The 22,160-nt window shown below is 68.8% G+C and carries 21 protein-coding genes and 1 tRNA gene; 9 read left to right on the top strand and 13 right to left on the bottom strand.

Features of this window, described 5'->3' with window-relative positions:
* Window positions 1–29 precede the first annotated feature (29 nt).
* The 4 genes from AB0D53_RS07020 to AB0D53_RS07005 are packed head-to-tail and all read left to right on the top strand — an operon-like array spanning window position 30 to window position 2,934.
* Window positions 30–212, top strand: coding sequence for a hypothetical protein (locus AB0D53_RS07020; protein WP_093548079.1), 183 nt, complete (start codon window positions 30–32; stop codon window positions 210–212).
* Window positions 209–847: an aminodeoxychorismate/anthranilate synthase component II gene (locus AB0D53_RS07015; protein ID WP_362441274.1), complete on the top strand. Its 639-nt coding sequence runs from the start codon at window positions 209–211 to the stop codon at window positions 845–847. Before AB0D53_RS07020 ends, AB0D53_RS07015 begins: the two co-directional genes overlap by 4 nt.
* On the top strand, window positions 844–2,178 hold the full coding sequence (locus AB0D53_RS07010; protein WP_362441271.1) for a class E sortase: 1,335 nt from the start codon (window positions 844–846) through the stop codon (window positions 2,176–2,178). Before AB0D53_RS07015 ends, AB0D53_RS07010 begins: the two co-directional genes overlap by 4 nt.
* Before the next feature lie 27 nt (window positions 2,179–2,205).
* The gene (locus AB0D53_RS07005; RefSeq protein WP_362441268.1) at window positions 2,206–2,934 is read left to right on the top strand and encodes a class E sortase; all 729 of its coding nucleotides are present in this window, start codon (window positions 2,206–2,208) and stop codon (window positions 2,932–2,934) included.
* A gap of 547 nt (window positions 2,935–3,481) precedes the next feature.
* Here the strand turns inward: AB0D53_RS07005 and pknB are convergent.
* The 6 genes from pknB to AB0D53_RS06975 form a co-directional block, all read right to left on the bottom strand.
* Window positions 3,482–5,464 (bottom strand): Stk1 family PASTA domain-containing Ser/Thr kinase, encoded by a 1,983-nt coding sequence (gene pknB / locus AB0D53_RS07000; protein ID WP_362441265.1) that lies wholly within the window; start codon window positions 5,462–5,464, stop codon window positions 3,482–3,484.
* 167 nt (window positions 5,465–5,631) lie between these two features.
* The gene (locus AB0D53_RS06995; protein WP_362441262.1) at window positions 5,632–7,089 is read right to left on the bottom strand and encodes a penicillin-binding transpeptidase domain-containing protein; all 1,458 of its coding nucleotides are present in this window, start codon (window positions 7,087–7,089) and stop codon (window positions 5,632–5,634) included.
* Window positions 7,086–8,486: an FtsW/RodA/SpoVE family cell cycle protein gene (locus AB0D53_RS06990; RefSeq protein WP_329820101.1), complete on the bottom strand. Its 1,401-nt coding sequence runs from the start codon at window positions 8,484–8,486 to the stop codon at window positions 7,086–7,088. The genes AB0D53_RS06995 and AB0D53_RS06990 overlap by 4 nt, the downstream gene beginning before the upstream one ends.
* Window positions 8,487–8,508: 22 nt before the next feature.
* Entirely contained in the window at window positions 8,509–10,014 is a 1,506-nt protein-coding gene (locus AB0D53_RS06985) for a Stp1/IreP family PP2C-type Ser/Thr phosphatase (RefSeq protein WP_362441258.1), read from the bottom strand.
* Between the two features lie 129 nt (window positions 10,015–10,143).
* Window positions 10,144–10,659, bottom strand: coding sequence for an FHA domain-containing protein (locus AB0D53_RS06980; protein WP_329820103.1), 516 nt, complete (start codon window positions 10,657–10,659; stop codon window positions 10,144–10,146).
* 10 nt (window positions 10,660–10,669) lie between these two features.
* Window positions 10,670–11,551: a DUF3662 and FHA domain-containing protein gene (locus tag AB0D53_RS06975; RefSeq protein ID WP_362441254.1), complete on the bottom strand. Its 882-nt coding sequence runs from the start codon at window positions 11,549–11,551 to the stop codon at window positions 10,670–10,672.
* A gap of 315 nt (window positions 11,552–11,866) precedes the next feature.
* Here AB0D53_RS06975 and AB0D53_RS06970 point away from each other — a divergent pair.
* Window positions 11,867–11,949 (top strand) — tRNA-Leu (locus AB0D53_RS06970).
* Between the two features lie 327 nt (window positions 11,950–12,276).
* Here the strand turns inward: AB0D53_RS06970 and AB0D53_RS06965 are convergent.
* Complete coding sequence (locus AB0D53_RS06965; protein WP_362441251.1) at window positions 12,277–12,747, bottom strand: MarR family winged helix-turn-helix transcriptional regulator; 471 nt, start codon at window positions 12,745–12,747, stop codon at window positions 12,277–12,279.
* A 90-nt stretch (window positions 12,748–12,837) separates the two neighbouring features.
* Between AB0D53_RS06965 and AB0D53_RS06960 the strand changes: the two genes are divergently transcribed.
* The 4 genes from AB0D53_RS06960 (at window position 12,838) to AB0D53_RS06945 (ending at window position 17,156) form a co-directional block, all read left to right on the top strand.
* The gene (locus AB0D53_RS06960; RefSeq protein ID WP_362441248.1) at window positions 12,838–13,986 is read left to right on the top strand and encodes a hypothetical protein; all 1,149 of its coding nucleotides are present in this window, start codon (window positions 12,838–12,840) and stop codon (window positions 13,984–13,986) included.
* 260 nt (window positions 13,987–14,246) lie between these two features.
* The gene (locus AB0D53_RS06955; protein WP_362441245.1) at window positions 14,247–15,698 is read left to right on the top strand and encodes a DUF2252 domain-containing protein; all 1,452 of its coding nucleotides are present in this window, start codon (window positions 14,247–14,249) and stop codon (window positions 15,696–15,698) included.
* Between the two features lie 59 nt (window positions 15,699–15,757).
* A complete protein-coding gene (locus AB0D53_RS06950; RefSeq protein WP_362441242.1) occupies window positions 15,758–16,765 on the top strand; it encodes a J domain-containing protein in 1,008 nt (335 codons plus the stop codon).
* Window positions 16,766–16,811: 46 nt separating this feature from the next.
* Entirely contained in the window at window positions 16,812–17,156 is a 345-nt protein-coding gene (locus AB0D53_RS06945) for a rhodanese-like domain-containing protein (protein ID WP_362441239.1), read from the top strand.
* A 61-nt stretch (window positions 17,157–17,217) separates the two neighbouring features.
* Here the strand turns inward: AB0D53_RS06945 and AB0D53_RS06940 are convergent, their stop codons facing one another.
* The 6 genes from AB0D53_RS06940 to paaA all read right to left on the bottom strand — a co-directional run bounded on the left by AB0D53_RS06940 (window position 17,218) and on the right by paaA (window position 22,109).
* Window positions 17,218–18,390 carry an acyl-CoA dehydrogenase family protein gene (locus AB0D53_RS06940; RefSeq protein ID WP_362441973.1) on the bottom strand — a complete coding sequence of 391 codons (1,173 nt, stop codon included), beginning with the start codon at window positions 18,388–18,390 and terminating at the stop codon, window positions 17,218–17,220.
* A 137-nt stretch (window positions 18,391–18,527) separates the two neighbouring features.
* A complete protein-coding gene (locus tag AB0D53_RS06935; protein WP_362441236.1) occupies window positions 18,528–19,589 on the bottom strand; it encodes a 2Fe-2S iron-sulfur cluster-binding protein in 1,062 nt (353 codons plus the stop codon).
* Window positions 19,590–20,096, bottom strand: a complete 507-nt coding sequence (paaD, locus tag AB0D53_RS06930; protein WP_362441233.1) for a 1,2-phenylacetyl-CoA epoxidase subunit PaaD — start codon at window positions 20,094–20,096, stop codon at window positions 19,590–19,592.
* Complete coding sequence (gene paaC, locus AB0D53_RS06925; protein ID WP_362441230.1) at window positions 20,090–20,791, bottom strand: 1,2-phenylacetyl-CoA epoxidase subunit PaaC; 702 nt, start codon at window positions 20,789–20,791, stop codon at window positions 20,090–20,092. The genes paaD and paaC overlap by 7 nt, the downstream gene beginning before the upstream one ends.
* Window positions 20,788–21,078 (bottom strand): 1,2-phenylacetyl-CoA epoxidase subunit PaaB, encoded by a 291-nt coding sequence (paaB, locus tag AB0D53_RS06920; RefSeq protein WP_093548044.1) that lies wholly within the window; start codon window positions 21,076–21,078, stop codon window positions 20,788–20,790. Before paaB ends, paaC begins: the two co-directional genes overlap by 4 nt.
* On the bottom strand, window positions 21,075–22,109 hold the full coding sequence (gene paaA, locus AB0D53_RS06915; RefSeq protein ID WP_362441227.1) for a 1,2-phenylacetyl-CoA epoxidase subunit PaaA: 1,035 nt from the start codon (window positions 22,107–22,109) through the stop codon (window positions 21,075–21,077). The genes paaB and paaA overlap by 4 nt, the downstream gene beginning before the upstream one ends.
* Between the last annotated feature and the right edge of the window lie 51 nt (window positions 22,110–22,160).

Here is a 22,160-nt window from a genome sequence, read left to right as displayed (position 1 = left end):
CTGGTCCCGTACCGAATGGAGGGGACAGCATGTACGGCTGGATCTGGCGGCATCTGCCGGGCAACGCATGGGTGCGTGCGCTCATCTCGCTCGTGCTGGTGCTGGCCGTCGTCTACGCGCTTTTCCAGTACGTCTTCCCGTGGGCGGAGCCGCTGCTTCCGTTCGGTGATGTGACGGTGGACGGCTCGACCGGAACGGGGGGCGGCCAGTGAGTGCCCGCATTCTCGTCGTGGACAACTACGACAGCTTTGTCTTCAACCTCGTCCAGTACCTCTACCAGCTCGGCGCCGAATGCGAAGTGCTGCGCAACGACGAGGTGACCACGGCGCACGCCCAGGACGGCTTCGACGGCGTCCTGCTGTCGCCCGGTCCCGGCACCCCGGAGCAGGCGGGCGTCTGCGTCGAGATGGTGCGTCACTGCGCGGCGACGGGCGTCCCGGTCTTCGGGGTCTGCCTGGGCATGCAGTCGATGGCGGTGGCGTACGGCGGCGTGGTGGACCGTGCCCCGGAGCTGCTGCACGGCAAGACCTCGCCGGTGATCCATGAGGGAGCGGGGGTCTTCGCCGGCCTGCCGTCCCCGTTCACCGCGACCCGCTACCACTCGCTCGCCGCCGAACCGGACACCGTCCCGGCGGAGCTGGAGGTGACGGCGCGGACCGCCGACGGCATCATCATGGGGCTGCGCCACCGCGAACTGCCGGTGGAGGGTGTGCAGTTCCACCCGGAGTCGGTGCTGACCGAGTACGGGCACCTGATGCTGGCCAACTGGCTGGCACAGTGCGGTGACACGGGGGCCGTCGCGAGATCGGCGGGGCTCGCGCCGGTGGTGGGCAAGGCCGTCGCGTGACCGCACTCCGCCCCGAACACGACGCCGGACAGGACGGCCCGTACGAGCAAGGAGCGTACGAGGCCGCAGGCGCGTTCGAGGCGGCGGTCGACCGGCTGGCGGACCCGTTGAACGATCCGCTGCCGGGGCGGCACGCCTCGCCGTGGTTCAGGGCGGACAGCATCCCGGCCGAGGCGTCCGGGGCACAGGCGGAGCGTCCGGCACAGGTACAGGCACAGACGCAGGCGCCACAGGGGCCACAGAGCCCCGAGGAGGCTCCGCGGGAGTGGTATGACCCCGAGGGGTTCGAACGGGACTGGTACGGGCAGCAGGCGCCCGCTCCGGCCCCCGTACCGGCCCCTGTCCCGGAGCCCAGGGTGCGGCCCGCACCTCCTCCCCTGCCACCCGACGACCAGACGATCGGCCTGCGGACGGGCCTTGAGCCGGATCCGGCGGGCGGTGCGGAGGGATTCCGGGAATCCCGACCGGACGCGGAACCGGACTCCGAAGGCACCGATCCGGAACCGCGCACCGGAGGCCGCGCCGAACGTCGCCGCGCCGCCAAGGGGCGGGGCCGCCGCCGTGTCGAACAGCGGCCGGACACCGCGGCCCCGGCTGCCGCGCAGGCCGACAAGCCGATGTCACGCGTCGAGGCGCGGCGCGCGGCGCGCGCGGCCAAGGACAGTCCGGCCGTGGTGGCCAGCCGGGTCACCGGAGAGCTGTTCATCACGTTCGGTGTGCTGATGCTGCTGTTCGTCACGTACCAGCTGTGGTGGACGAATGTGCGCGCCGACCAGTACGCCGGCAAGGAGACGCACAAGATCCAGGACGACTGGGCGAAGGGCGACCGCAACCCCGGAGTGTTCGAAGCGGGGCAGGGGTTCGCCATCATCCACATCCCCAAACTGGACGTGGTCGCTCCGATCGCCGAGGGCATCAGCAAGGAGAAGGTCCTCGACCGGGGCATGGTCGGTCACTACGGAGAGGGCGCGCTCCGCACCGCGATGCCGTCGGCCAAGCAGGGCAATTTCGCCCTGGCCGGTCACCGCAACACGCACGGGGAGCCGTTCCGCTACATCAACCGGCTGAATCCCGGCGACCTGATCGTGGTCGAGACGCAGGACGCGTACTACACGTACAAGACGACGAAGACCCTGCCTCAGACCTCGCCGTCCAACGTCTCGGTGATCAATCCCGTTCCGCAGGGTTCCGGGTTCACCGGGCCGGGCCGATACATCACTCTGACGACCTGTACGCCGGAATTCACGAGTACGTACCGTTTGATCGTCTGGGGCAAGATGGTTGACGAACGACCGCGCAGCAAGGGGAAGCCCGACGCGCTCGTGGGCTGAATCATCATCACGACAGGGACGGGTGCGGTGACAGCGAGGACCGAGCACGAAGAGCGAACCGGAGAATCCGCGCCCCCGCCCCGGCGCCGGGGCCGCCATCCCGTCGCGACCGTGGTCAGTGTCTTCGGTGAACTGCTGATCACCGCGGGCCTGGTGCTGGGACTCTTCGTCGTCTACTCCCTCTGGTGGACGAATGTGCTCGCCGACCGCGAGGCCACCAAGCAGGGCCACACCGTCCGCGACCGCTGGGAAGGCGGACCGGGGGCGCTGGACACGAAGGACGGCATCGGCTTCCTGCACGTTCCGTCGATGAAGAACGGCGAGGTGCTGGTCAAGAAGGGCACCGACACCGAGAACCTCAACAACGGCATCGCTGGCTACTACACGGACCCGGTGAAGTCGGCCCTCCCGTGGGACGAGAAGGGCAACTTCACCCTGGCCGCGCACCGCGACGGGCACGGCGCCAAGTTCCACAACATCGACAAGGTGAAGACCGGGGACGCGGTCGTCTTCGAGACCAGGGACACCTGGTACGTCTACAAGGTCTTCAAGGAGCTTCCCGAGACGTCGAAGTACAACGTCGACGTTCTGCAGCCGGTACCGAAGGGATCGGGCACGAAGAAGCCCGGCCGCTACATCACGCTGACGACCTGCACGCCGGTCTACACGTCGAAGTACCGCTACATCGTGTGGGGCGAGCTGGTACGCACGGAGAAGGTGGACAAGGACCGCACGAAGCCGGCGGAGCTGCGCTAGCTGATCCGATGAGCCCGGCCCGAAGTCGCGACCAGTCCTCGCGACTTCGGGCCTTCTCCGTCCGGCTCCGGCTGTTTCAGGATCGGGAGCAGTACTCCGGCGCTCCACTTTTCCGGGTGAGCGCGGTCGACGAGGGTGATGCCACGGGTCCCGGAGATGGCGCGCGCGTCGGGTGCGACGGCGGTCGTGGCGACGAAGAGAACGACATCGGCCCGCGCTGGACCACGGAGGCGCCGAGGAGCTCGAGGGCGTCTCAAGGGCGTTGAGCATGGGGACGACGGTCTTGCCGAGGATATGTGCGACGTGGCGGTCGAAGCGCTCGCCGAGGGCATCGGTTTCCCCGTGGACGGAGATGTTCACGGGGAAAGTCCGTGCCGCGTACTCCGTGCCGAGCAGGTATGCACATACCTGACGTGCGACTTCGCTGTCCCGGACAAGCATGACGACGTCGAGTGCCGTACGTCGGGATCTGCAGTGGCGCGCACGGCGAAGGGCCCCGGTCGCCGTGTGGCGGCCGGGGCCCTTCGGGGATCGGATGGAGCCGGGGTCAGTTCCGGTGCGAGCCGGACGGGCCGCCGAAGATGTTGCCGTTTCCGCCGCCCGGCAAGGTCTGGACGTTGACCGCGCTGTTCTTGTCGACCTGCTGGCCGGTGTTGGGCTGGAAGGCGACGACCTTCGCGTTGTCGTCATTCGGCCCCTGCACCTGGCCGAGCTGCAGACCCGCCCCGGCCAGCAGGGCCTTCGCCTCCCCGAGGGTCTTGCCCTGCAGATCGGGAACCGTGGTCTGTTCCGGCTGCTGCGGGCCCTTGGAGACCTTCAGGACGATCTGGACGTCCTTCGCCTGCTTGCTCGGGCCGGCCGGGGTCTGGTCGATGACCGTACCCGCAGGTTCGCTCGAATCCACCTGCGTCTGGGAGATGTTGGTGAAACCGAGGGGGGAGAGCTGCGCCAGTGCCTGATCGACGGTCCGTCCGCGGACGTCCGGAAGATCCGGCATCGCCTGCTTGGCGACCGTGATCGTGACCTCGGAGTTCTTCTCGGCCTTCGAGTTGCCCTCGGGGTTCTGGTTGATGACCGTGCCTTCGGTCTTCTCGGACTCGACCGAGACGACCTTGACCGTAAAGCCCTTGTCCTCGAGGTTCTTGCGGGCGTTCTCCTCGGACTTCTCTATGACGTCCGGGACCTCGACCTTCGGGGCGCCGGTGGAGACGACGACCGTGACGGTCTCCTTCTTCGCCATCGTCTCGCCGACGTTCGGGGTCTGGCTGCAGATCATGCCCTTCGGCTGGTCCTCGCATGGTTCGCGCGAGCCGATCTTCAGGACGACGTCGGAATGCTCCGCGAGTTTCTGTGCTTCCTTCACGGTCGAGCCGACCATGTTCGGCACATCGACCTTGTTGTCGCTGTCGCTGCTGCTGAAGACCACTTTGCCGATCAGGATCGCGCCGATCAGCACCAGGACACCCGCGACGATCAGCAGGATCGTCGAGGTGTTGCTCTTCTTCTGGCGGCGGCGGTCCGGGCGGTCGTCGTAGCCGTAGCCGCCGTCGTCCGGGTTGACCGGGGGCAGCATGGAGGTGGGTGCGCCGTTCTGGTCGGCGGCGTGCAGTGCGGTGGTCGGCTGGTCGTTGCCGTATCCGTTGTAGCCGCCGTAACCGGCGGCACCCATCGACGCGGTGGCGGCGACCGGCTGGCCGTCGAGGCACGCCTCGATGTCGGCGCGCATCTCGTCGGCCGACTGGTAGCGGTAGTCGGGGTCCTTGACCAGGGCCTTCAACACGATCGCGTCCATTTCGGGCGTGATCTCGGGGTCGAAGTTGCTGGGCTTCTGCGGCTCTTCCCGTACGTGCTGGTAGGCGACCGCGACCGGTGAGTCCCCGATGAAGGGCGGCCGGACCGTCAGCAGCTCGTAGAGCAGACAGCCGGTCGAGTAGAGGTCGGAACGCGCGTCGACCTGTTCGCCCTTGGCCTGCTCCGGGGAGAGGTACTGGGCGGTGCCGATGACGGCCGCGGTCTGCGTCATCGTCATTCCGGAGTCGCCCATGGCGCGGGCGATGCCGAAGTCCATGACCTTGACCTGACCGGTGCGCGTCAGCATGACGTTCGCCGGTTTGATGTCGCGGTGGACGATGCCGGCGCGGTGCGAGTACTCCAGCGCCTGGAGGATGCCGACGGTCATCTCAAGGGTGCGCTCGGGCAGCAACTTGCGGCCGGAGTGCAGCAGTTCCCTGAGCGTCGACCCGTCGACGTACTCCATCACGATGTACGGGATGGAGACCCCGTCGACGTAGTCCTCGCCGGTGTCGTAGACGGCGACGATCGCCGGGTGGTTGAGCGAGGCGGCGGACTGGGCCTCACGGCGGAACCGGGCCTGGAAGGACGGATCGCGGGCCAGATCGGCCCGGAGCGTCTTCACGGCTACGGTGCGGCCGAGCCGGGTGTCGTGTGCGAGGTAGACCTCGGCCATGCCACCACGGCCGAGTACCGAGCCCAGCTCGTACCGGCCGCCGAGGCGACGCGGCTCTTCCATAACAGTTCCAGCCCTCTCCGTCAGTCCCGACCGCACCGGTGTGTGGTCCGGCGGTGTGCTGCTCGCGCATACGCTACCGGCCGCGCACTACCTGATCGGCCCGGAGTCCGGACCTGATACCTGACCGGTATCCCGATGTGCAGGTAGGGCACCCGATGTGATGGGCGTCACTTCTTGCTGTCGATGACCGCCTTCATCACGTCCCGCGCGATCGGGGCGGCCAGGCCGCCACCGGAGATGTCGTCGCGGTTGGCCTGGCTGTCCTCGACGACCACGGCGACGGCGACCGGGGAGCCGCTGTCGGTCTTCGCGTACGAGATGAACCAGGCGTACGGGTTCTCACTGTTGTTCAGGCCGTGCTGGGCGGTACCGGTCTTGCCGCCGACAGTGACGCCGTCGATGAGGGCGTTGGTTCCCGTGCCGTTCTTGACGACGGTCTCCATCATCTGCTGGAGCTTCTGCGCGTTCTCACCCGAGAGGGGCTGGCTGAACTGCTCCTTCTCGTGGGTGTAGATCACGTCGAGGTTGGGGGCCTGGCGCTGGGCGACCATGTACGGCTGCATCAGCTTGCCGTCGTTGGCGACGGCCGCGGCGACCATGGCCATCTGGAGCGGGGTGGCGCGGTTGGACGCCTGGCCGATGCCGGCCATGGCGTTCTGCGGCCGGTTGTCCTTGGGGTAGACGCTGGCGTCGGCGCGTACCGGGGTGAAGATCTCCTCGTTGAAGCCGAACTTGTTGGCCTCGTCGATCATCTTCTGGTTGCCGAGATCGTCACTGATCTTGCCGAAGACGGTGTTGCAGGACCACCGCAGCGCCTCCCGGAGCGAGGCGTTCTCGCACGGGATGTTGCCCTCGTTCTCGAGGTTGCCGGTGGTCAGCGGGAGCCGCCACGGCAGCGGGGAGTTCGTCTTGTCGTCGATGCCCTGGTACAGCCCGTTCTCCAGGGCCGCGGCGGCGGTGACGACCTTGAAGGTCGAGCCGGGCGGGTAGGTCTCGCGCAATGCCCGGTTGAGCATCGGCTTGTCCTTGTCCTTCAGGAGCTGCTGCCGGGCATCGGCGTCCTTGAGGGAGTTGCCCGCGAAGACCGAGGGGTCGTACGAGGGGGTGCTGACCAGGGCCAGGATGGCGCCGGTCTGCGGGTCGAGCGCGGCGACGGCGCCCTTCTTGTTGCCGAGCCCCTTGAAGGCGGCCTTCTGGGCGGCGCCGTTGAGGGTGGTGACGATGTTGCCGCCGGTCTTCTTGTCGCCGGTGAAGAGGGAGAGCGTACGGTCGAAGAACAGCTGGTCGCTGTTGCCGGTGAGGATTCCGTCCTCGATGCTCTCCAGCTGCGAGGCGTCGAACGCCTGCGAGGAGTAGCCGGTGACGGGGGCCCACATGGGGCCGTTCTTCCAGACCCGCTTGTACTTGAAGTCGCTGCCCTTGGTCTCGACGGACCCGGTGACGGGGTTTCCGTCGACGATGATGTTGCCGCGCTCGTGGGCGTACCGCTCGATCTGGACGCGGCGGTTGTGCTCGTTCGCGTTGAGCTCGTCGGCGCGGACGTACTGGAGCCAGTTGACACGGACCAGGAGAGCGAGGACGAGCAGCCCGCAGAAGACCGCAATCCTGCGCAGGGGCTTGTTCACGGTCGGACCACCTGGGTCATCTCGGCGTCGGGTGACGGGGCGGGGGCCGGCGCGGGGCGGCGCGCCGTGTCGCTGATCCGGAGCAGGATGCCGATCAGGGCCCAGTTGGCGATCACCGACGAACCGCCCGCCGCGACGAACGGCATGGTCATACCGGTCAGCGGAATGAGCCCCATGACACCGCCGGCGACGACGAAGACCTGAATGGCGAAGGAGCCGGAGAGCCCGATCGCGAGGAGCTTGCCGAAGGGGTCGCGGGCGGCGAGGGCGGTGCGGACACCGCGCTCGACGATCAGACCGTAGACGAGGAGGATCGCCATCATTCCGGCGAGGCCCAGTTCCTCACCGACCGTGGCGAGGATGAAGTCGGAGTTGGCGGCGAAGCCGATCAGGTCGGAGTTGCCCTGCCCGAGCCCGGTGCCGAGGGTGCCGCCGGAGCCGAAGGCCATCAGGGACTTGGCCATCTGCTCGCTGGCGGCCAGCTTGCCCCATCCGTCGAACGGGTCCAGCCAGGCGGTGACACGCTGCTGTACGTGGGGTTCGAAGGTGGCCACACCGACGGCGCCGGCCGCGGACATCAGCAGACCGAAGACGATCCAGCTGGTGCGTTCGGTGGCCACGTACAGCATCACGACGAACATGCCGAAGAACAGCAGGGACGAGCCCAGGTCGGTCTCGAAGACCAGGATCAGGATCGAGAAGGCCCACACCATGAGGATGGGGCCGAGGTCCCGGCCCCGGGGAAGATAGAGGCCCATGAAACGGCGGCTGGCCAGGGCCAGCGCGTCCCGCTTGACCATGAGGTAGCCGGCGAAGAACACCGCGATGATGATCTTTGCGAACTCTCCTGGCTGGATCGTGCCGACGCCGGGGATCTTGATCCAGATCTTGGCGCCGTTCACCGCGGGGAAGAACATCGGAAGGATCAGGAGGAACAGCGCCACCAGCATGGAGATGTAGGTGTAGCGCTGCAGGATGCGATGGTCCTTGAGGGCCAGCAGAACGATGACCAGCAGTGCGATGCCCGCTGCCGAGAACAGCAGCTGCTTCGAGGCGGCCGGCGCGAAGTTCTCGGTGGCCTGGAACCGTTCGGACTGGTCCAGACGCCAGATGATGGCCAGTCCCAGTCCGTTCAGCAGCGTCGCCAGCGGCAGCAGCAGCGGGTCCGCGTACGGAGCGAATCTGCGGACGGCGAGGTGGCCGATGCCGCCGAGCAGGGCGAGTCCGAGCCCGTATCCGAGCATGCCGGAGGGCAGCTTGCCGTTGAGGGCGAGCCCGACATTGGCGTAGGCGAACACCGAGATGGCGACGGCGAAGACCATCAGCATCAGTTCGGTGTTGCGGCGGCTCGGTGCGTCGATCGCGCCGATCGTGGTCGTATTGGTGACAACGCTCATGGTGCTGAAGGCCCCCTACGGCTTACTGCTTACCGCACTGCGGGACCAGCTTTTTCTCTTCCTCCGAGAGGCTGGGACCAGGAGCGGGAGTTTTGGTCGGCTTGGTCTTGTCGGCGTCGGACGTCTTGGCGCCGCTGGATGTCTTGGCGGCATCCGTACCCGGTGCCTGGGCCTCGTCGGCGCTGGCCTTCTCGGCGGCACGTCGTTCGGCGTTCTTCCTGCAGGCGGACGCCTGGACGGAGAGTTCGCCGATCTTCTCGCGGGCGGCGGCGATGTCGCCCTCGGCGATGGTGGCCTCGACCTGCTTGCGCTGGTAGGCCGGGAGGTACTTGAGTTCGATCTCGGGGTGGTCCTTCTCGACCTTCGAGAGCGAGACCCAGGCCAGGTCCTGGCTGATGCCGCGGAACAGCGCGACGTGTTCGTTCTTCGCGCCCACGTAGAACTGGTTCTGCGTCCAGCGGTAGCCGCCGTAGAGGCCGCCGCCGATGACGGCGAGCGCCAGCACGGAGTAGAGCGACCGCTTCAGCCACTTGCGGCCGCCGCCGGGCTTGACGAAGTCGTCGTCGGTGTAGGAGTCGAAGGAGCCGTCGGGCGTCGCGCCGTAGCCGACATCGTCGCCGCTTCCGGGCGGGCCGAAGCCTCCCGCGGGCGGCGGCACGGGGCGGCCGAGGCCGGCTGCCCGTCCGGCGGGGGTCTGCATGGCGGCCGTGCTCTCGGCCGCGGACATCTGCGCGGCCTGGTTCTCGGCGACCGCACCGACGATGACCGGGGTGTCGTTGAACTGCGAGGCCAGGGTGTCGTTGCTGTCGACGTCGAGGACGTCGGCGACGATGCAGGTGATGTTGTCGGGGCCGCCGCCGCGCAGGGCGAGCTGGATCAGCTCCTGGATGGTCTCCTGCGGGCCCTGGTAGCTGGCGAGCGTCTCTTCCATCGTCTGGTGGGAGACGACGCCGGACAGCCCGTCGGAGCAGATCAGATAGCGGTCGCCGACCCGGACCTCACGGATGGAGAGATCGGGTTCGACGTGGTCGCCACTGCCCAGTGCGCGCATCAGCAGGGCGCGCTGCGGGTGGGTGGTGGCCTCTTCCTCGGTGATCCGGCCCTCGTCGACCAGCCGCTGCACCCAGGTGTGGTCCTGGGTGATCTGGGTGAGTACGCCGTCGCGCAGCAGGTACGCGCGGGAGTCGCCGACGTGGACGAGGCCGAGGCGCTGGCCGGTCCAGAGCAGGGCGGTGAGCGTGGTGCCCATGCCCTCCAGCTGGGGGTCCTCCTCGACCATCATGCGCAGCTGGTCGTTGGCCCGCTGGACCGCCGTGCCGAGCGAGGTGAGGATGTCCGAGCCCGGGACGTCGTCGTCGAGCTGGACGAGCGTGGAGATCACCTCGGAGCTGGCGACCTCGCCGGCTGCCTGGCCGCCCATGCCGTCGGCGATGGCGAGAAGGCGCGGTCCGGCATAGCCGGAGTCCTCGTTGCCCTCCCGGATCATGCCCTTGTGCGATCCGGCGGCGAAGCGCAGGGAAAGACTCATGCGCACCTCTCCCGTCGGCTCGGGGTACAGCCGGTCTCGAGCCACACTGCCCACCCTCCGGTCGGGAGCCGGGCGGGGTCCGTTGCCCGGACCGCCGCGGCTCGCTCGCTCCGCTCGCTCATTGTCGTACTACTTCCGCAGCTCGATGACGGTCTTGCCGATCCGGATCGGCGCGCCCAGCGGAACAGGTGTCGGGGTGGTGAGCCGGGTCCGGTCGAGATACGTGCCGTTGGTGGACCCGAGATCCTCGACGATCCACTGGCCGTCACGGTCGGGGTAGATCCTGGCATGCCTGCTGGACGCGTAGTCGTCGTCCAGCACGATCGTTGAATCGTGCGCCCGGCCCAGCGTGATGGTCTGCCCCTGGAGCGCCACCGTGGTGCCGGTGAGGCTGCCCTCGGAGACGACCAGCTTCGTGGGTGCCCCCCGGCGCTGGCGACTCGGCTGCTGGCGTTGCTGCGGCGGTGCCGCAGCGTTCTGGCGTGCCTGTGGAGGCCGTGCGTCGTTCGCAGTGCGGCGTGAGCCGCGTTGCGTGACGCGCGTTCCGAACAGGTCACTGCGAATGACCTGGACGGCCACGATCACGAACAGCCACAGAACAGCCAGGAAACCTAGCCGCATGACCGTCAGGGTCAGCTCTGACATTGCCCCCGCTTCACCCTTCGGCTTGCCGGTAAACGATGGTGGTGCTGCCCACGACGATCCGCGAGCCGTCGCGGAGCGTAGCGCGGGTGGTGTGCTGCCCGTCTACCACGATGCCGTTGGTAGACCCGAGATCCTGGATCGTCGAGGGCGTTCCGGTCCGGATCTCACAGTGCCGACGGGATACGCCGGGGTCGTCGATCCGCACGTCGGCGTCGGTGCTGCGTCCCAGCACCAGCGTCGGGCGGGAGATCTGATGGCGGGTGCCGTTGATCTCGATCCAGCGTCGCACCTGCGCGTTCGGCAGGGGGCTGGGCCCGGCCGGCGGGTGCCGGTCGGTGCTGGATGCTCCGGGCCTTCCGGCGCCCGGCGGCGGGGCCGCGGGCATGGGAGGAGCGGAGCTGGGCGGGTAGCCGTAGCCGCCGCTGGGCTGCGCGGACCGGCCGGGGCCGGAGCCCGGTCCCGGGTAGGGAGGCTGGCCCTGCGGTCCTTGGCGGCCCTGGCCGTCCTGCTGTGACGAACTCGACGCCAGGGTGCGGCTGCGTACCCGGTAGAGCCCGGTGTCGAGGTCGTCGGCCTTCTCCAGGTGGACCTTGATGGGGCCCATGAAGGTGTACCGCTGCTGCTTGGCGTAGTCGCGGACCAGCCCGGAGAGTTCGTCGCCCAACTGGCCCGAGTACGGGCTGAGTCGCTCGTAGTCGGGGGTGCTGAGCTCGACGATGAAGTCGTTGGGGACGACGGTCCGCTCGCGGTTCCAGATCGTTGCGTTGTTGTCGCACTCGCGCTGGAGGGCTCCCGCGATCTCGACCGGCTGGACCTCGGACTTGAAGACCTTGGCGAAGGTGCCGTTGACCAGACCTTCGAGACGCTGCTCGAAACGCTTCATGACTCCCATGGGGCACCTCCTCCGTCGTTGTCGTCCCTGTACTGCTTACTGATCGTATCCACGCGTCGGGAAATCGGCTGGTTCCCCTTGTCTGCCCTGTGGATGAGTGTCACCTCTCACACGGATCGTAGAGGCGCCCTCCTCACAGTGTCCCGCACCCGGGGTGCACAGAGGAGGAGTGGGGGCGATCGCTCGGCGTTCCCGCTTCCCCTCAGTCGGTCGGTCAAACAACGGATGTGAATCCACCCTGTCCAGCGTGCTAATGTTCCGCATGTCGCCAGGCAATCGCACCAAGCGGTGAGAGAGTCTGGAAACACCACTCTTGCGCGAGTGGCGGAACGGCAGACGCGCTGGCTTCAGGTGCCAGTGTCCTTAGGGACGTGGGGGTTCAAATCCCCCCTCGCGCACAAGAAGGAAGCCCCACAGGCCAACGGTCTGTGGGGCTTCTTCGTTCCCGGCTCCGGGATTCCGACTCCAGGGCTCCCCAGGACTCCGGCTCGCGGGTTCCGGTTCCGGTCTTGCGGGTTCCGGTTCCGGTTCCGGTTCCAGCTCCGGCTCCGGGTCCGGTTCGGCGTTCTGATTCCAGATTCTGGTTTCTGGTTTCACGTGAAACGCCTGATTCCGGTTGTTCTGTGAGTTCTTGGGGCTTAGGGGTCGTACAAGCTGTAAGTGATGTACGGGTCTTGCAGGACCTATCGGGCCTATGGGGCTTCTTGTTGTGGCTCAGGGGTTGATCAGACCCTCGGTGTCTGTTGGGTGGGCGGAACGGTGTCGCCCGCCGAGTTGTAGCGCAGCAGGTAATCCGCGAACCGGGCGAGATCTTCCTCCGTCCAGTCCGCGAGGCGTTCCTGGTAGGCCATACGGCGGCTGGCCTGCGTGGAGGCGAGGGCCTGGGTTCCGGCCGTGGTGGGGTGCAGCACCTGGATCCGGTGGTCGTCGGGGTCCGGGTGACGTTCGACCAGTCCCAGTTTCTCCAGGGCTCCGATCTGCCGGCTGACCGTCGATTTGTCCAGCATGTAGTGCGCGGCCAGGTCGGTCGCGCGGCAGCCGTGCCGGTCCTCGATGTGCGCCAGCAGCGTGTACGAGACCAGGGGGAGCTCCGGGTGGAGGCGGGCCGCGGCGGCCCGTGCGCGGCGCGCGAAGGCGGTCAGTTCGCGCTGGATGACGTCCAGCGACTCTTCGCGTTCCTCGGGGGTGTCCGGCACTGTCTCGCCTTCCGTCTCGCGGACCTCGACTTTCAGTTGTATAGTACAACGAGTTAAGAGTTGTAAAAGCCAACTATTGGAGTGTTCCGCATGTCCGCAGGCCCGAGTGCCGCCACCGGCTCCACCGCCGCCGCTCTCCGCCATGTGCTGGGCCATTTCGTCACGCCGCTGCTGATGTGCATCGGCATGGGGCTCGCCTACCTCGGTGCCTTCCACGCCCCGGAGCCGCACGATCTGCGGGTGGATGTGGTCGGGTCGGGGCCGAGCGCGCAGGTGCTTGCGCAGACGCTGCAGGACAAGAGCGGTGGGGCGCTGAGCGTACGTACCGTTCCCGACCGGGCCGCGGCGGTGAACCACCTCGGGACACAGGCGAGTTACGGCGCCTACCTGCCGGGGAAGCACCCCGAACTGCTCGTGGCCAGTGCGTCCTCGGACACCAGCGCCACGGTGGTCGAGAAGGTGTTCACCAAGGTCGCCGCCGAAAAGGGGCACCCGCTGAAGGTGACGGACACGGCACCGACCGCGGACGGCGATCCGACCGGTCAGGGCATCTTCTTCCTGCTGGTCGCGGTGAGTATCGGTTCGTACGCATCGGTCGCGGTCATCGGTGGCGCCGGCGCCGTGCTGGCGCTGCGGATCAGGGCCGCGCTGGCTGTTGCCGCGTCGCTGGTGGTGAGCGTGATCGGGGTGGTGTTCGCGGGGCCGCTGTTCGGTCTCGTCGATCACGGGCTCGGCGGTCTGTGGGCGATGGCCTGGCTCTACTCGGCGGGCATCCTGCTGATCGGCGTCGGACTGCACACCTTCCTCAAGCGCTGGACGACGCTCGGCCTGATGGTGCTGTTCGTGATGCTCAACTTCACCAGCTCCGGCGGCATCTTCCGGCCTGAACTCCAGCCCGGCTTCTTCGCTTCGCTGCACTCCTTCTGGAACGGCGCGGGCTTCGTCGAGGGCGTACGCAGTCATGTGTACTTCGATGGATACGGGCTCGGCGGACATGTCCTGGTGCTCGCGCTCTGGTTCGTGGCAGGCCTGGCCGTGCTGGGTCTGGCGGGGCTGTCCGAGTCGAAGCGGCGGAAGGCCGCGGCGCCGGTGGCAGAGGCCGGCACCGACGCCGGTTCCGTCGAGGGCGGTGGAGCCCACGGGCCGAAGCACGCCGCCCGGACCGGGGTCGGAGCCCGGATCGGGGCGGATGCCGAGGAGGAGATCGAGGAAGAGATGGAAGAGACCGTCGGCGTCTGACTGTCGGCGTCCAGCCGTCCAGCCGTCCAGTCAGCCAGCTGTCCAGCCGTCCAGTCCCAGCTGTTTGGCTGTCTGCTGCCCAGCCGTGTGACCAGGGCGGATCGATGCCCGCAGGCCGCCAAGGCGTTGTCCACAGGCCGCCGAGCGAGTTTTCCACAGGGGCAGACGGCTTTCGGCGGACGACGGTACCTTCGTCGCAATTGATCTGCGACAGGCGTCGGGCCGGGAGCGCAGGGCGAGGGCGGGGGAGGCTGCGCGCCATGGGTGACATCGAAGCGACAGTGCCGGTTCAGCGGGCTGTGACGGGTGATCCGCGTATTCCGGTCGTGCCCGGATTCGCACGGAGGGCAGCCGTGGCGGGCGGGGGCGCGACGCGGTCGCCGAGGGCGGCGGGCAAGGCGCTTCGGGAGCGGGTGCCCAGGGCCTCGCACACCGTCCTGGACCTTCCGGTGGGGCGGCCCGATGCGGTGCGGGCGGTCGAGGAGTCGAGCCGGGGCAGAGTGCCCTCGCTCGCCCCGATCCGGGTGGGACGGATGGCGGCCACGCCCTTCGCCTTTCTGCGCGGCTCGGCCGGGCTGATGGCCCATGACCTGGTGGGCACCCCGGTCAGCGGGGTGGGCGCCCAGCTCTGCGGCGATGCGCACGCGGCCAATTTCGGGCTCTACGGCGATGCGCGGGGCAGCCTGGTCATCGATCTGAACGACTTCGACGAGACCGTGTTCGGCCCGTGGGAGTGGGACCTCAAGCGGCTGGCCACCTCGCTGGTGCTCGCGGGGCGCGAGGCCGGGGCGGACGAGGAGACCTGCCGGCGGGGTGCGTACGACACGGTGGGCGCGTACCGGCGGACGATGCGGCTGCTGGCCAAGCTGCCCGCCCTCGACGCCTGGAACGCCATCGCGGACGAGGAACTGGTCTCGCACACGGATGCGCGGGATCTCCTCGGCACGCTGGAGCGGGTCTCGGAGAAGGCCCGCAACAACACCAGCGCCCGGTTCGCGGCCAAGTCCACCGAGGGCTCCGGGGACGGCGGACGCCGTTTCATCGACGCGCCGCCGGTACTGCGCCGGGTGCCGGACGAGGAGGCCGCGGCGGTCGCGGCGGGACTCGGCGACTATCTGGGCACGATCTCGGAGGACCGGGTTCCGCTACTCGCCCGGTACGCGATACACGACGTGGCGTTCCGGGTGGTCGGCACCGGGAGCGTCGGCACCCGGTCGTACGTGGTGCTTCTGCTCGATCACCGCGGTGAGCCCTTGGTGCTGCAGGTGAAGGAGGCGCGGCCCTCCGTGCTGGCGCCGTATCTGCCGACGGTCGGCTTCGATGTGCCGGAGGTGGCGCACGAGGGGCGCCGGGTGGTGCTCGGGCAGAAGCGGATGCAGGTCGTCAGTGACATCCTGCTGGGCTGGGCGACGGTGGACGGACGCCCGTTCCAGGTACGGCAGTTCAGGAACCGCAAGGGCAGTGTGGACCCGGCGGCGCTGGCAGCCGATCAGGTCGACGACTACGGCCGGATGACCGGTGCGCTGCTGGCGCGGGCCCATGCGCACAGCGCGGATCCGCGACTGATCGCGGGATACTGCGGCAAGAACGAGGAACTGGACGAGGCGGTGGCGGCGTTCGCGGTGACCTACGCGGACCGTACGGAGGCGGACCACGCGGAGTTGGTGCGGGCCATCGGTTCGGGGCGGATAGCCGCCGAACTGGGCGTCTGAGGGGGCGCCGGGCCGACCGCGGGTCCTCGGGAGGCGGGCCGTGGCCATACGCTGGACGGGTGACCCACGAAGCCGCCGGGGTGCCGACCACCCGGAACGACGATGACCGGCAGGACAACGACCGGCAGGACAACGGCCGTCAGCGCGAGCAGCATGCCCGAAGCGAGCAGCACGAGCAGTACGGGCCGGGCGAGCCGCTCGAGCAGCAAGGCCGGACGGCCGGTGACGCACCGGTGAGCGGTGACGTGCCTGAGAACGGTGCTGGTGGGGGCGCGGGCGGTCGTGCTGAGGGGGAGCGGCCCGAGGCCCGGCTCGCGAGGGCGGTCCGGGTGGCGGAGCAGGCGCTGATCGAGTTCGAGATCGCGGTGGAGACCTTCCGGGTCGAGGTCGAGAACTTCTCCCGGCTGCATCACCAGAAGCTCGGGCCCATGTACACCCGCCTCGACGAGCTCGATGCGCAGATCGCGGAGGCCCGGGCCGCCAGGACGGGTGATCCGGAGGACATCCGCAAGGCGCAGGAGGCCCGGGCGATCGTCATGCCGATGCCGGGTGTCGACGAGTTGTTCCACGACTGGATGGACTCCGAAGGGCTGTCCCCCGAGGCCGCGGCGATGCTGACCGAGCAGCCGGTCCGGCCGCCCAAGCGGGTCCGGCCGACCGAGGAGGCGCGCAAGCTCTACCGTGACCTGGCCCGCCAGGCCCACCCGGACCTGGCGCAGGACGAGACGGAGCGGGCCCGCCGGGACGAGTTCATCGCCCGGGTGAACGCCGCTTACGGGCGGGGGGACGAGGCGCTCCTGATGGAGCTGGCGCAGGAGTGGGCGGCGGGTCCGGTGGCCCCGGAGACGGAGCTCAGCGAGAGCGAGGAGCTCTACGCCCGGCTGAACTGGCTGACCCAGCGCAAGGAACTGCTCACGGTGCTCGCCCAGGAGCTGGAGGAGAGCGCGATCGGGGCCATGCTGCGGATGGCGCCGGACGATCCGGACCGGCTGCTCGGCGAGATCGCCGAGCAGCTGCTGGGCGAGGTCGCGCAGCGCGAGGCAGAGCTGGCGGGCCTGGTGCAGTAGCGTTCCGGGTGACTCAGGAGCGTACGTACGAGAGAAGGCATGACCCATGAATTTCGCACCGCTGCCCTCGGTGGATGTCGCGGCGGTTCCGTCGGACGGCTTTGTGCTGGACGTCCGGGAGGACAACGAATGGGCGGCCGGCCATGTCGAGGGCGCTCTTCACATTCCGATGAGCGACTTCGTGGCCCGCTTCGGTGAGCTGACCGAGGCCGCCGACGACGGCCGGCGCGTGCACGTGATGTGCCGGGTCGGTGGCCGGTCCGCCCAGGTCACCCAGTACCTGGTGCAGCAGGGCATCGACGCCGTGAACATCGACGGCGGGATGCTGGCCTGGGACGGTGCCGGACGCCCGATGGTCACGGACAACGGCACCCCGGCCTTCGTGCTCTGAGCCGGACGGCCGCTCTGCCGGGGGTTTGATCGCTGCCCGCGACCGCCGTTCGTGGCCGGTGTCAGCCGAGGAGGTGTGCGGCCAGCAGGTCGCCCAGTACCTCCTCGTGTGCCGCCGCCGGGCCGAGGGACAGCTCGATCTGCTTCGCCCAGGCGTGGAAGCGGTGCAGCGGGTAGTCCGTGTCCGCCCCGAAACCGCCGTGAAGGTGCTGTGCTGTCTGCACGACCCGGCGGACGCCGTCCGACGCCCAGATCTTCGCCACGGCGATGTCGCCCTCGGCGGGAAGTTTCCCGTCGGCGCCGGTGGAGATCCGCCAGGCCGCCTGCCAGAGCGTGACTTCCATGGCCCGTAGGTCGATGTACCGGTCGGCGGCCTGTACCGCGACGGACTGGAACGTCGCCACCGGGAAGCCGAACTGCTCGCGCTTGCCGGTGTATTCGCTCGTCATGGCGAGCACGGCCTCGCCCAGGCCCAGTGCGAGCGCGCAGGTCCCGGTGGTGAGGAGGGCGCGCAGCCACTCCCAGGCCCCGGCGTCGGCGATCAGTGCGCGGTCGTCGATCCGCACCGATTCCAGCCGGACCTCCGCGAACCGTTCACCGCTGGTGGAGACCTGCTCGGCCAGGGTGACGCCGTCCTGGGCGGGCTGGATCAGGGCGATGACCGCCCGGCCCCCGTCCGTATGGGCCGGTATCGCGATCCAGTCCGCTGCCTGCGCCCACGGCACCGCCGACTGCACCCCGTCGAGCACCCAGCCGGCAATGTCCCCGTCGCGGTCCGCCGGGACGGTTCCGGCTGTCGCTTCCAGGCGGGCGGCGACGGCCAGTTCGGCCGGATCGTGACCGGAACGTCCGTTGGCCCCGACGGTGAGGACCAGCTCGCCCCGGCCGGTCCGGGGCAGCAGTTCGGCGGCCAACTGCCGGTCGCCGTAACGCTGGAGTGCCATCGCGACCGCGCATGTCTCCAGCAACGGCACTCTCGCGAGCACCTTGGCGGACTCGCGCAACACCAGGCAGAGCGCGACGAGATCGAGCCCGGCCCCGCCGTGTTCCGGCGAGAGTGTCAGGCTCAGCAGATCGCTTGAGGCGAGCCCGGCCCACAGCGGGCGGTCGATGTCCTCGGCCACCGCGCCCGGCACGAGAGCGGGGCTGGGAACCCCGTCCGGTACGACTCCCGAGAAGACTGCTCGCGCTGCCTCCACGGCTGCCTGCTGTTCCTCGGTGAAGGTGAAGTCCACTGTCCTGGCCTCCCGCTGACCGATGCCCCATGCCTGAATCTGACGGGTCGTCAAGATAGAACAGGTTCTACAAGAAGGGAACAGCGGAGGAGCGGGAGACGGGCAGACCGAGGGGCAGAGGTGGCGGGGTGGTGCGCTCAGCGGTCGAAGTCGAGCTCAACCTCCGGGGTCGCGGGATGTGACTGGCACGCCAGCACATAACCCGCATCCGTCTCTTCGGGCTCCAGCGCGAAGTTGCGGTCCATCCGCACCTCGCCCGAGACCAGGAACGCCCGGCAGGTCCCGCACACCCCGCCCTTGCAGGCATACGGAGCATCGGCGCGGCTGCGCAGCACGGTCTCCAGCAGCGATTCGCCCTCCTCCACCGGCCAGGTGCCGGAACGGCCGTCCAGAGTGGCGGTGAGTCGGCTGTGGGCGGGCGATTCGACTCGGGGGCGGGCGGATGTGTCCGGGCCGTCGTCCACATGGAAGATCTCCTGGTGGATACGGGCACGGTCGACGCCCAGTCCGCGCAGCGCCCGGTCCGCGGCCTGGACCAGTCCGAAGGGTCCGCAGAGGTACCAGCCGTCCACCTCGGTCACCGGAAGCAGCGCGGGCAGCAGCTCTGTGAGACGGTCCCGGTCCAGGCGGCCGGAAGGGAGACCTGCCTGCTGTTCCTCCCGGGAGAGCGCCGTGACCAGCTGGAAGCGGTCCGGGTAGCGGTCCTTGAGGTCGGCGACCTCGTCCAGGAACATCGTCGAAAGCGCTGTCCGGTCGCTGCGGATCAGACAGAAATGGGCATCGGGCTCCTGCGCCAGCAGCGTGGCCGCGATGGACAGGACCGGTGTGATCCCGCTGCCACCGACGATCGCCGCGAAGTGTCCGGCACGGGGCGCCAGCACGAAGCGGCCCATCGGAGGCATCGCCTCGACCAGGTCACCGACGGCGAGCTCCTTCAGCGCGTACGTGGAGAACGCGCCGCCGTCGACGAGCCGGATGCCCACACGCAGCACCGGATCGTTCTGTTCCGCGGCGGTGACCGGGGAGCAGATCGAGTACGAGCGGCGGATCTCCTCGCCGCCGACCGTGTACCGCACATTGAGGTGCTGGCCGGGCTGGTGGCGGAAGGTCTCGCGCAACTCGGGCGGCACGGCGAGGGTGACGGCCACCGAATCGTCCGTGAGCCGTTCGATCGTGCGGACCCGGAGCGGATGGAACATCTACAACTCCTTGAAGTGGTCGAACGGTTCGCGGCACGTCACGCAGCGGCGCAGTGCCTTGCACGCGGTGGAGGAGAACCGGCTCAGCAGCTCCGTATCGGTCGAGCCGCAGTGCGGGCAGCGCACCGAGAGTGTGAGCGGCACCGGACCGTTCGCGGGGACCGTGGCATCGTGGGGACGCGGGGGCGCTATGCCGAACTCGGCCAGCTTGCGCCGCCCCTCCGCGCTGATGTCGTCCGTGGACCAGGCCGGTGAGAGCACGGTGACCACGGAGACCTCCGGTATGCCGTGGTCGTGCAGCACCCGCTCGATGTCGGCGGACATGGCCTCGATCGCGGGGCAGCCGGTGTAGGTCGGGGTGAGCCGCACGGTGACCTTGCCGGGGGCGAGAACATCCACACCCCGGACCACCCCCAGCTCGTCCAGGGTCAGCACCGGCAGTTCGGGATCGGGTACGGAGCCCGCGAGGCGGTGCAGCTCCTCTTCCAGGAGTGTCCCGGTCACCATGACGCCCCCGGGTGGCTGCGATGCAGATGCTGCATCTCGGCGATCATGCGGCCGAAGGGCTCGGTGTGGATGCCCTGGCGTCCCGCGCCCGCCGTCCACGCCCCGGACTGCGGGCCGGCCGGCAGTGTCAGCGTGGCCCGCTCCAGCACTGCCGGGACGGACTCCAGCCAGCCGCTCCGCAGCGACTGCCAGTCGACCTCCACCCCTTCGACGGGTTCGAACAGCTCACCGGTGAAACGCCACAGGGCGTCCACGGCGCTCTGCATCCGGTCGTGGCTCTCGTCCGTGCCGTCGCCGAGCCGCAGGGTCCAGTGCTCCGCGTGGTCCTGGTGGTACGCGACCTCCTTGACGGCTTTCGCCGCCAGCCCGGCGAACGGGCTCTCGCCCGATGCCAGCTGCTCGTACAGCAGCCGCTGGTAGGAGGAGAAGTACAGCTGGCGGGCGATGGTGTGGGCGAAGTCGCCGTTCGGCTGCTCGACCAGCTGGACGTTGCGGAAGGCGCGCTCCTCGCGCAGATACGCCAGCTCGTCCTCGTCGCCGGCCAGGGAGAGGAGCACCCGGGCCTGTCCCAGCAGGTCCAGGGCGATGTTGGCCAGGGCCACTTCTTCTTCCAGCACGGGCGCATGGCCCGCCCACTCCCCCAGCCGGTGCGAGAGCACCAGCGCGTCGTCGCCCAGGGCGAGGGCCGCGGTCACAGGTGCTTCACCCCTTCCGGGATCTCGTAGAACGTCGGATGCCGGTACGGCTTGTCGCCGGCCGGTTCGAAGAAGGAGTCCTTCTCGTCCGGAGAGGAAGCCGTGACCTGGGCGGACGGGACCACCCAGATGGAGACGCCCTCGGAGCGGCGCGTGTACAGATCGCGCGCGTTGCGCAGGGCCATCTCCGCGTCCGGGGCGTGCAGGCTGCCCGCGTGGGTGTGGGAAAGGCCGCGGCGCGAACGCACGAACACCTCCCACAGTGGCCATTCGGTCGAGCTGCTCATGCTGTCGCCTCCCCGTTCCTCGCTGCTGTGTGTGGTGCCGCGTGCCTTTGTGCCGCGGTGTGCTTCTCGGCGTAGGCAGCCGCCGCGTCCCGGACCCAGGCGCCTTCCTCGTGCGCCTGGCGGCGCTGGGTGAGGCGCTGCTCGTTGCACGGGCCGTTGCCCTTGAGGACCTCCTGGAACTCCTTCCAGTCGATCGCCCCGAAGTCGTGCTGTCCGCGCTCCTCGTTCCACCGGATGTCCGGGTCGGGGAGGGTGAGCCCCAGCGCCTCGGCCTGCGGGACACAGATGTCCACGAAGCGCTGCCGCAGCTCGTCGTTGGAGTGGCGCTTGATCTTCCATGCCATCGACTGCGCGGAGTGGGCGGACGCGTCGTCCGGAGGGCCGAACATCATCAGGGACGGCCACCACCAGCGGTTCACCGCGTCCTGCGCCATCTCGTGCTGCTCCGGGGTGCCGCGGCTGAGGGTGAGCAGCAGCTCGTATCCCTGGCGCTGGTGGAAGGACTCCTCCTTGCAGATGCGGACCATCGCCCGGGCGTACGGGCCGTAGGAGCAGCGGCACAGCGGCACCTGGTTGGTGATCGCGGCGCCGTCCACGAGCCAGCCGATCGCGCCGACGTCCGCCCAGGTCAGCGTCGGGTAATTGAAGATCGATGAATACCTCTGGCGGCCCGCGTGCAGCTTGTCGAGCAGCTCCTCGCGGCCGGTGCCGAGCGTTTCCGCCGCGCTGTAGAGATAGAGCCCGTGGCCCGCTTCGTCCTGCACCTTGGCCATCAGGATCGCCTTGCGGCGCAGCGAGGGCGCACGCGAGATCCAGTTGGCCTCCGGCTGCATGCCGATGATCTCGGAGTGGGCATGCTGGGCCATTTGCCTGACCAGCGAGGCACGGTACGCATCGGGCATCCAGTCGCGTGGCTCGATGCGCTCGTCCGCTGCCACCGCGGCGTCGAACACCGCCTCCAGGGCCTTGTCCGCCCCTTCGGGCCTGTCCGCTCCCGCCTGCGCTGTCTGGTCCGCAGTCACTGCCGCCATCCCGGGCTCCCTACCGACCGATCGTTCGGTTCAATGTCTTCAATGGTGAGT

The organism is Streptomyces sp. NPDC048295 (assembly GCF_040652135.1).
Classification (GTDB): domain Bacteria; phylum Actinomycetota; class Actinomycetes; order Streptomycetales; family Streptomycetaceae; genus Streptomyces.
The sequence above is the reverse complement of the archived record's forward strand: the minus strand, read 5'-3'. Positions and strand labels throughout refer to the sequence as shown.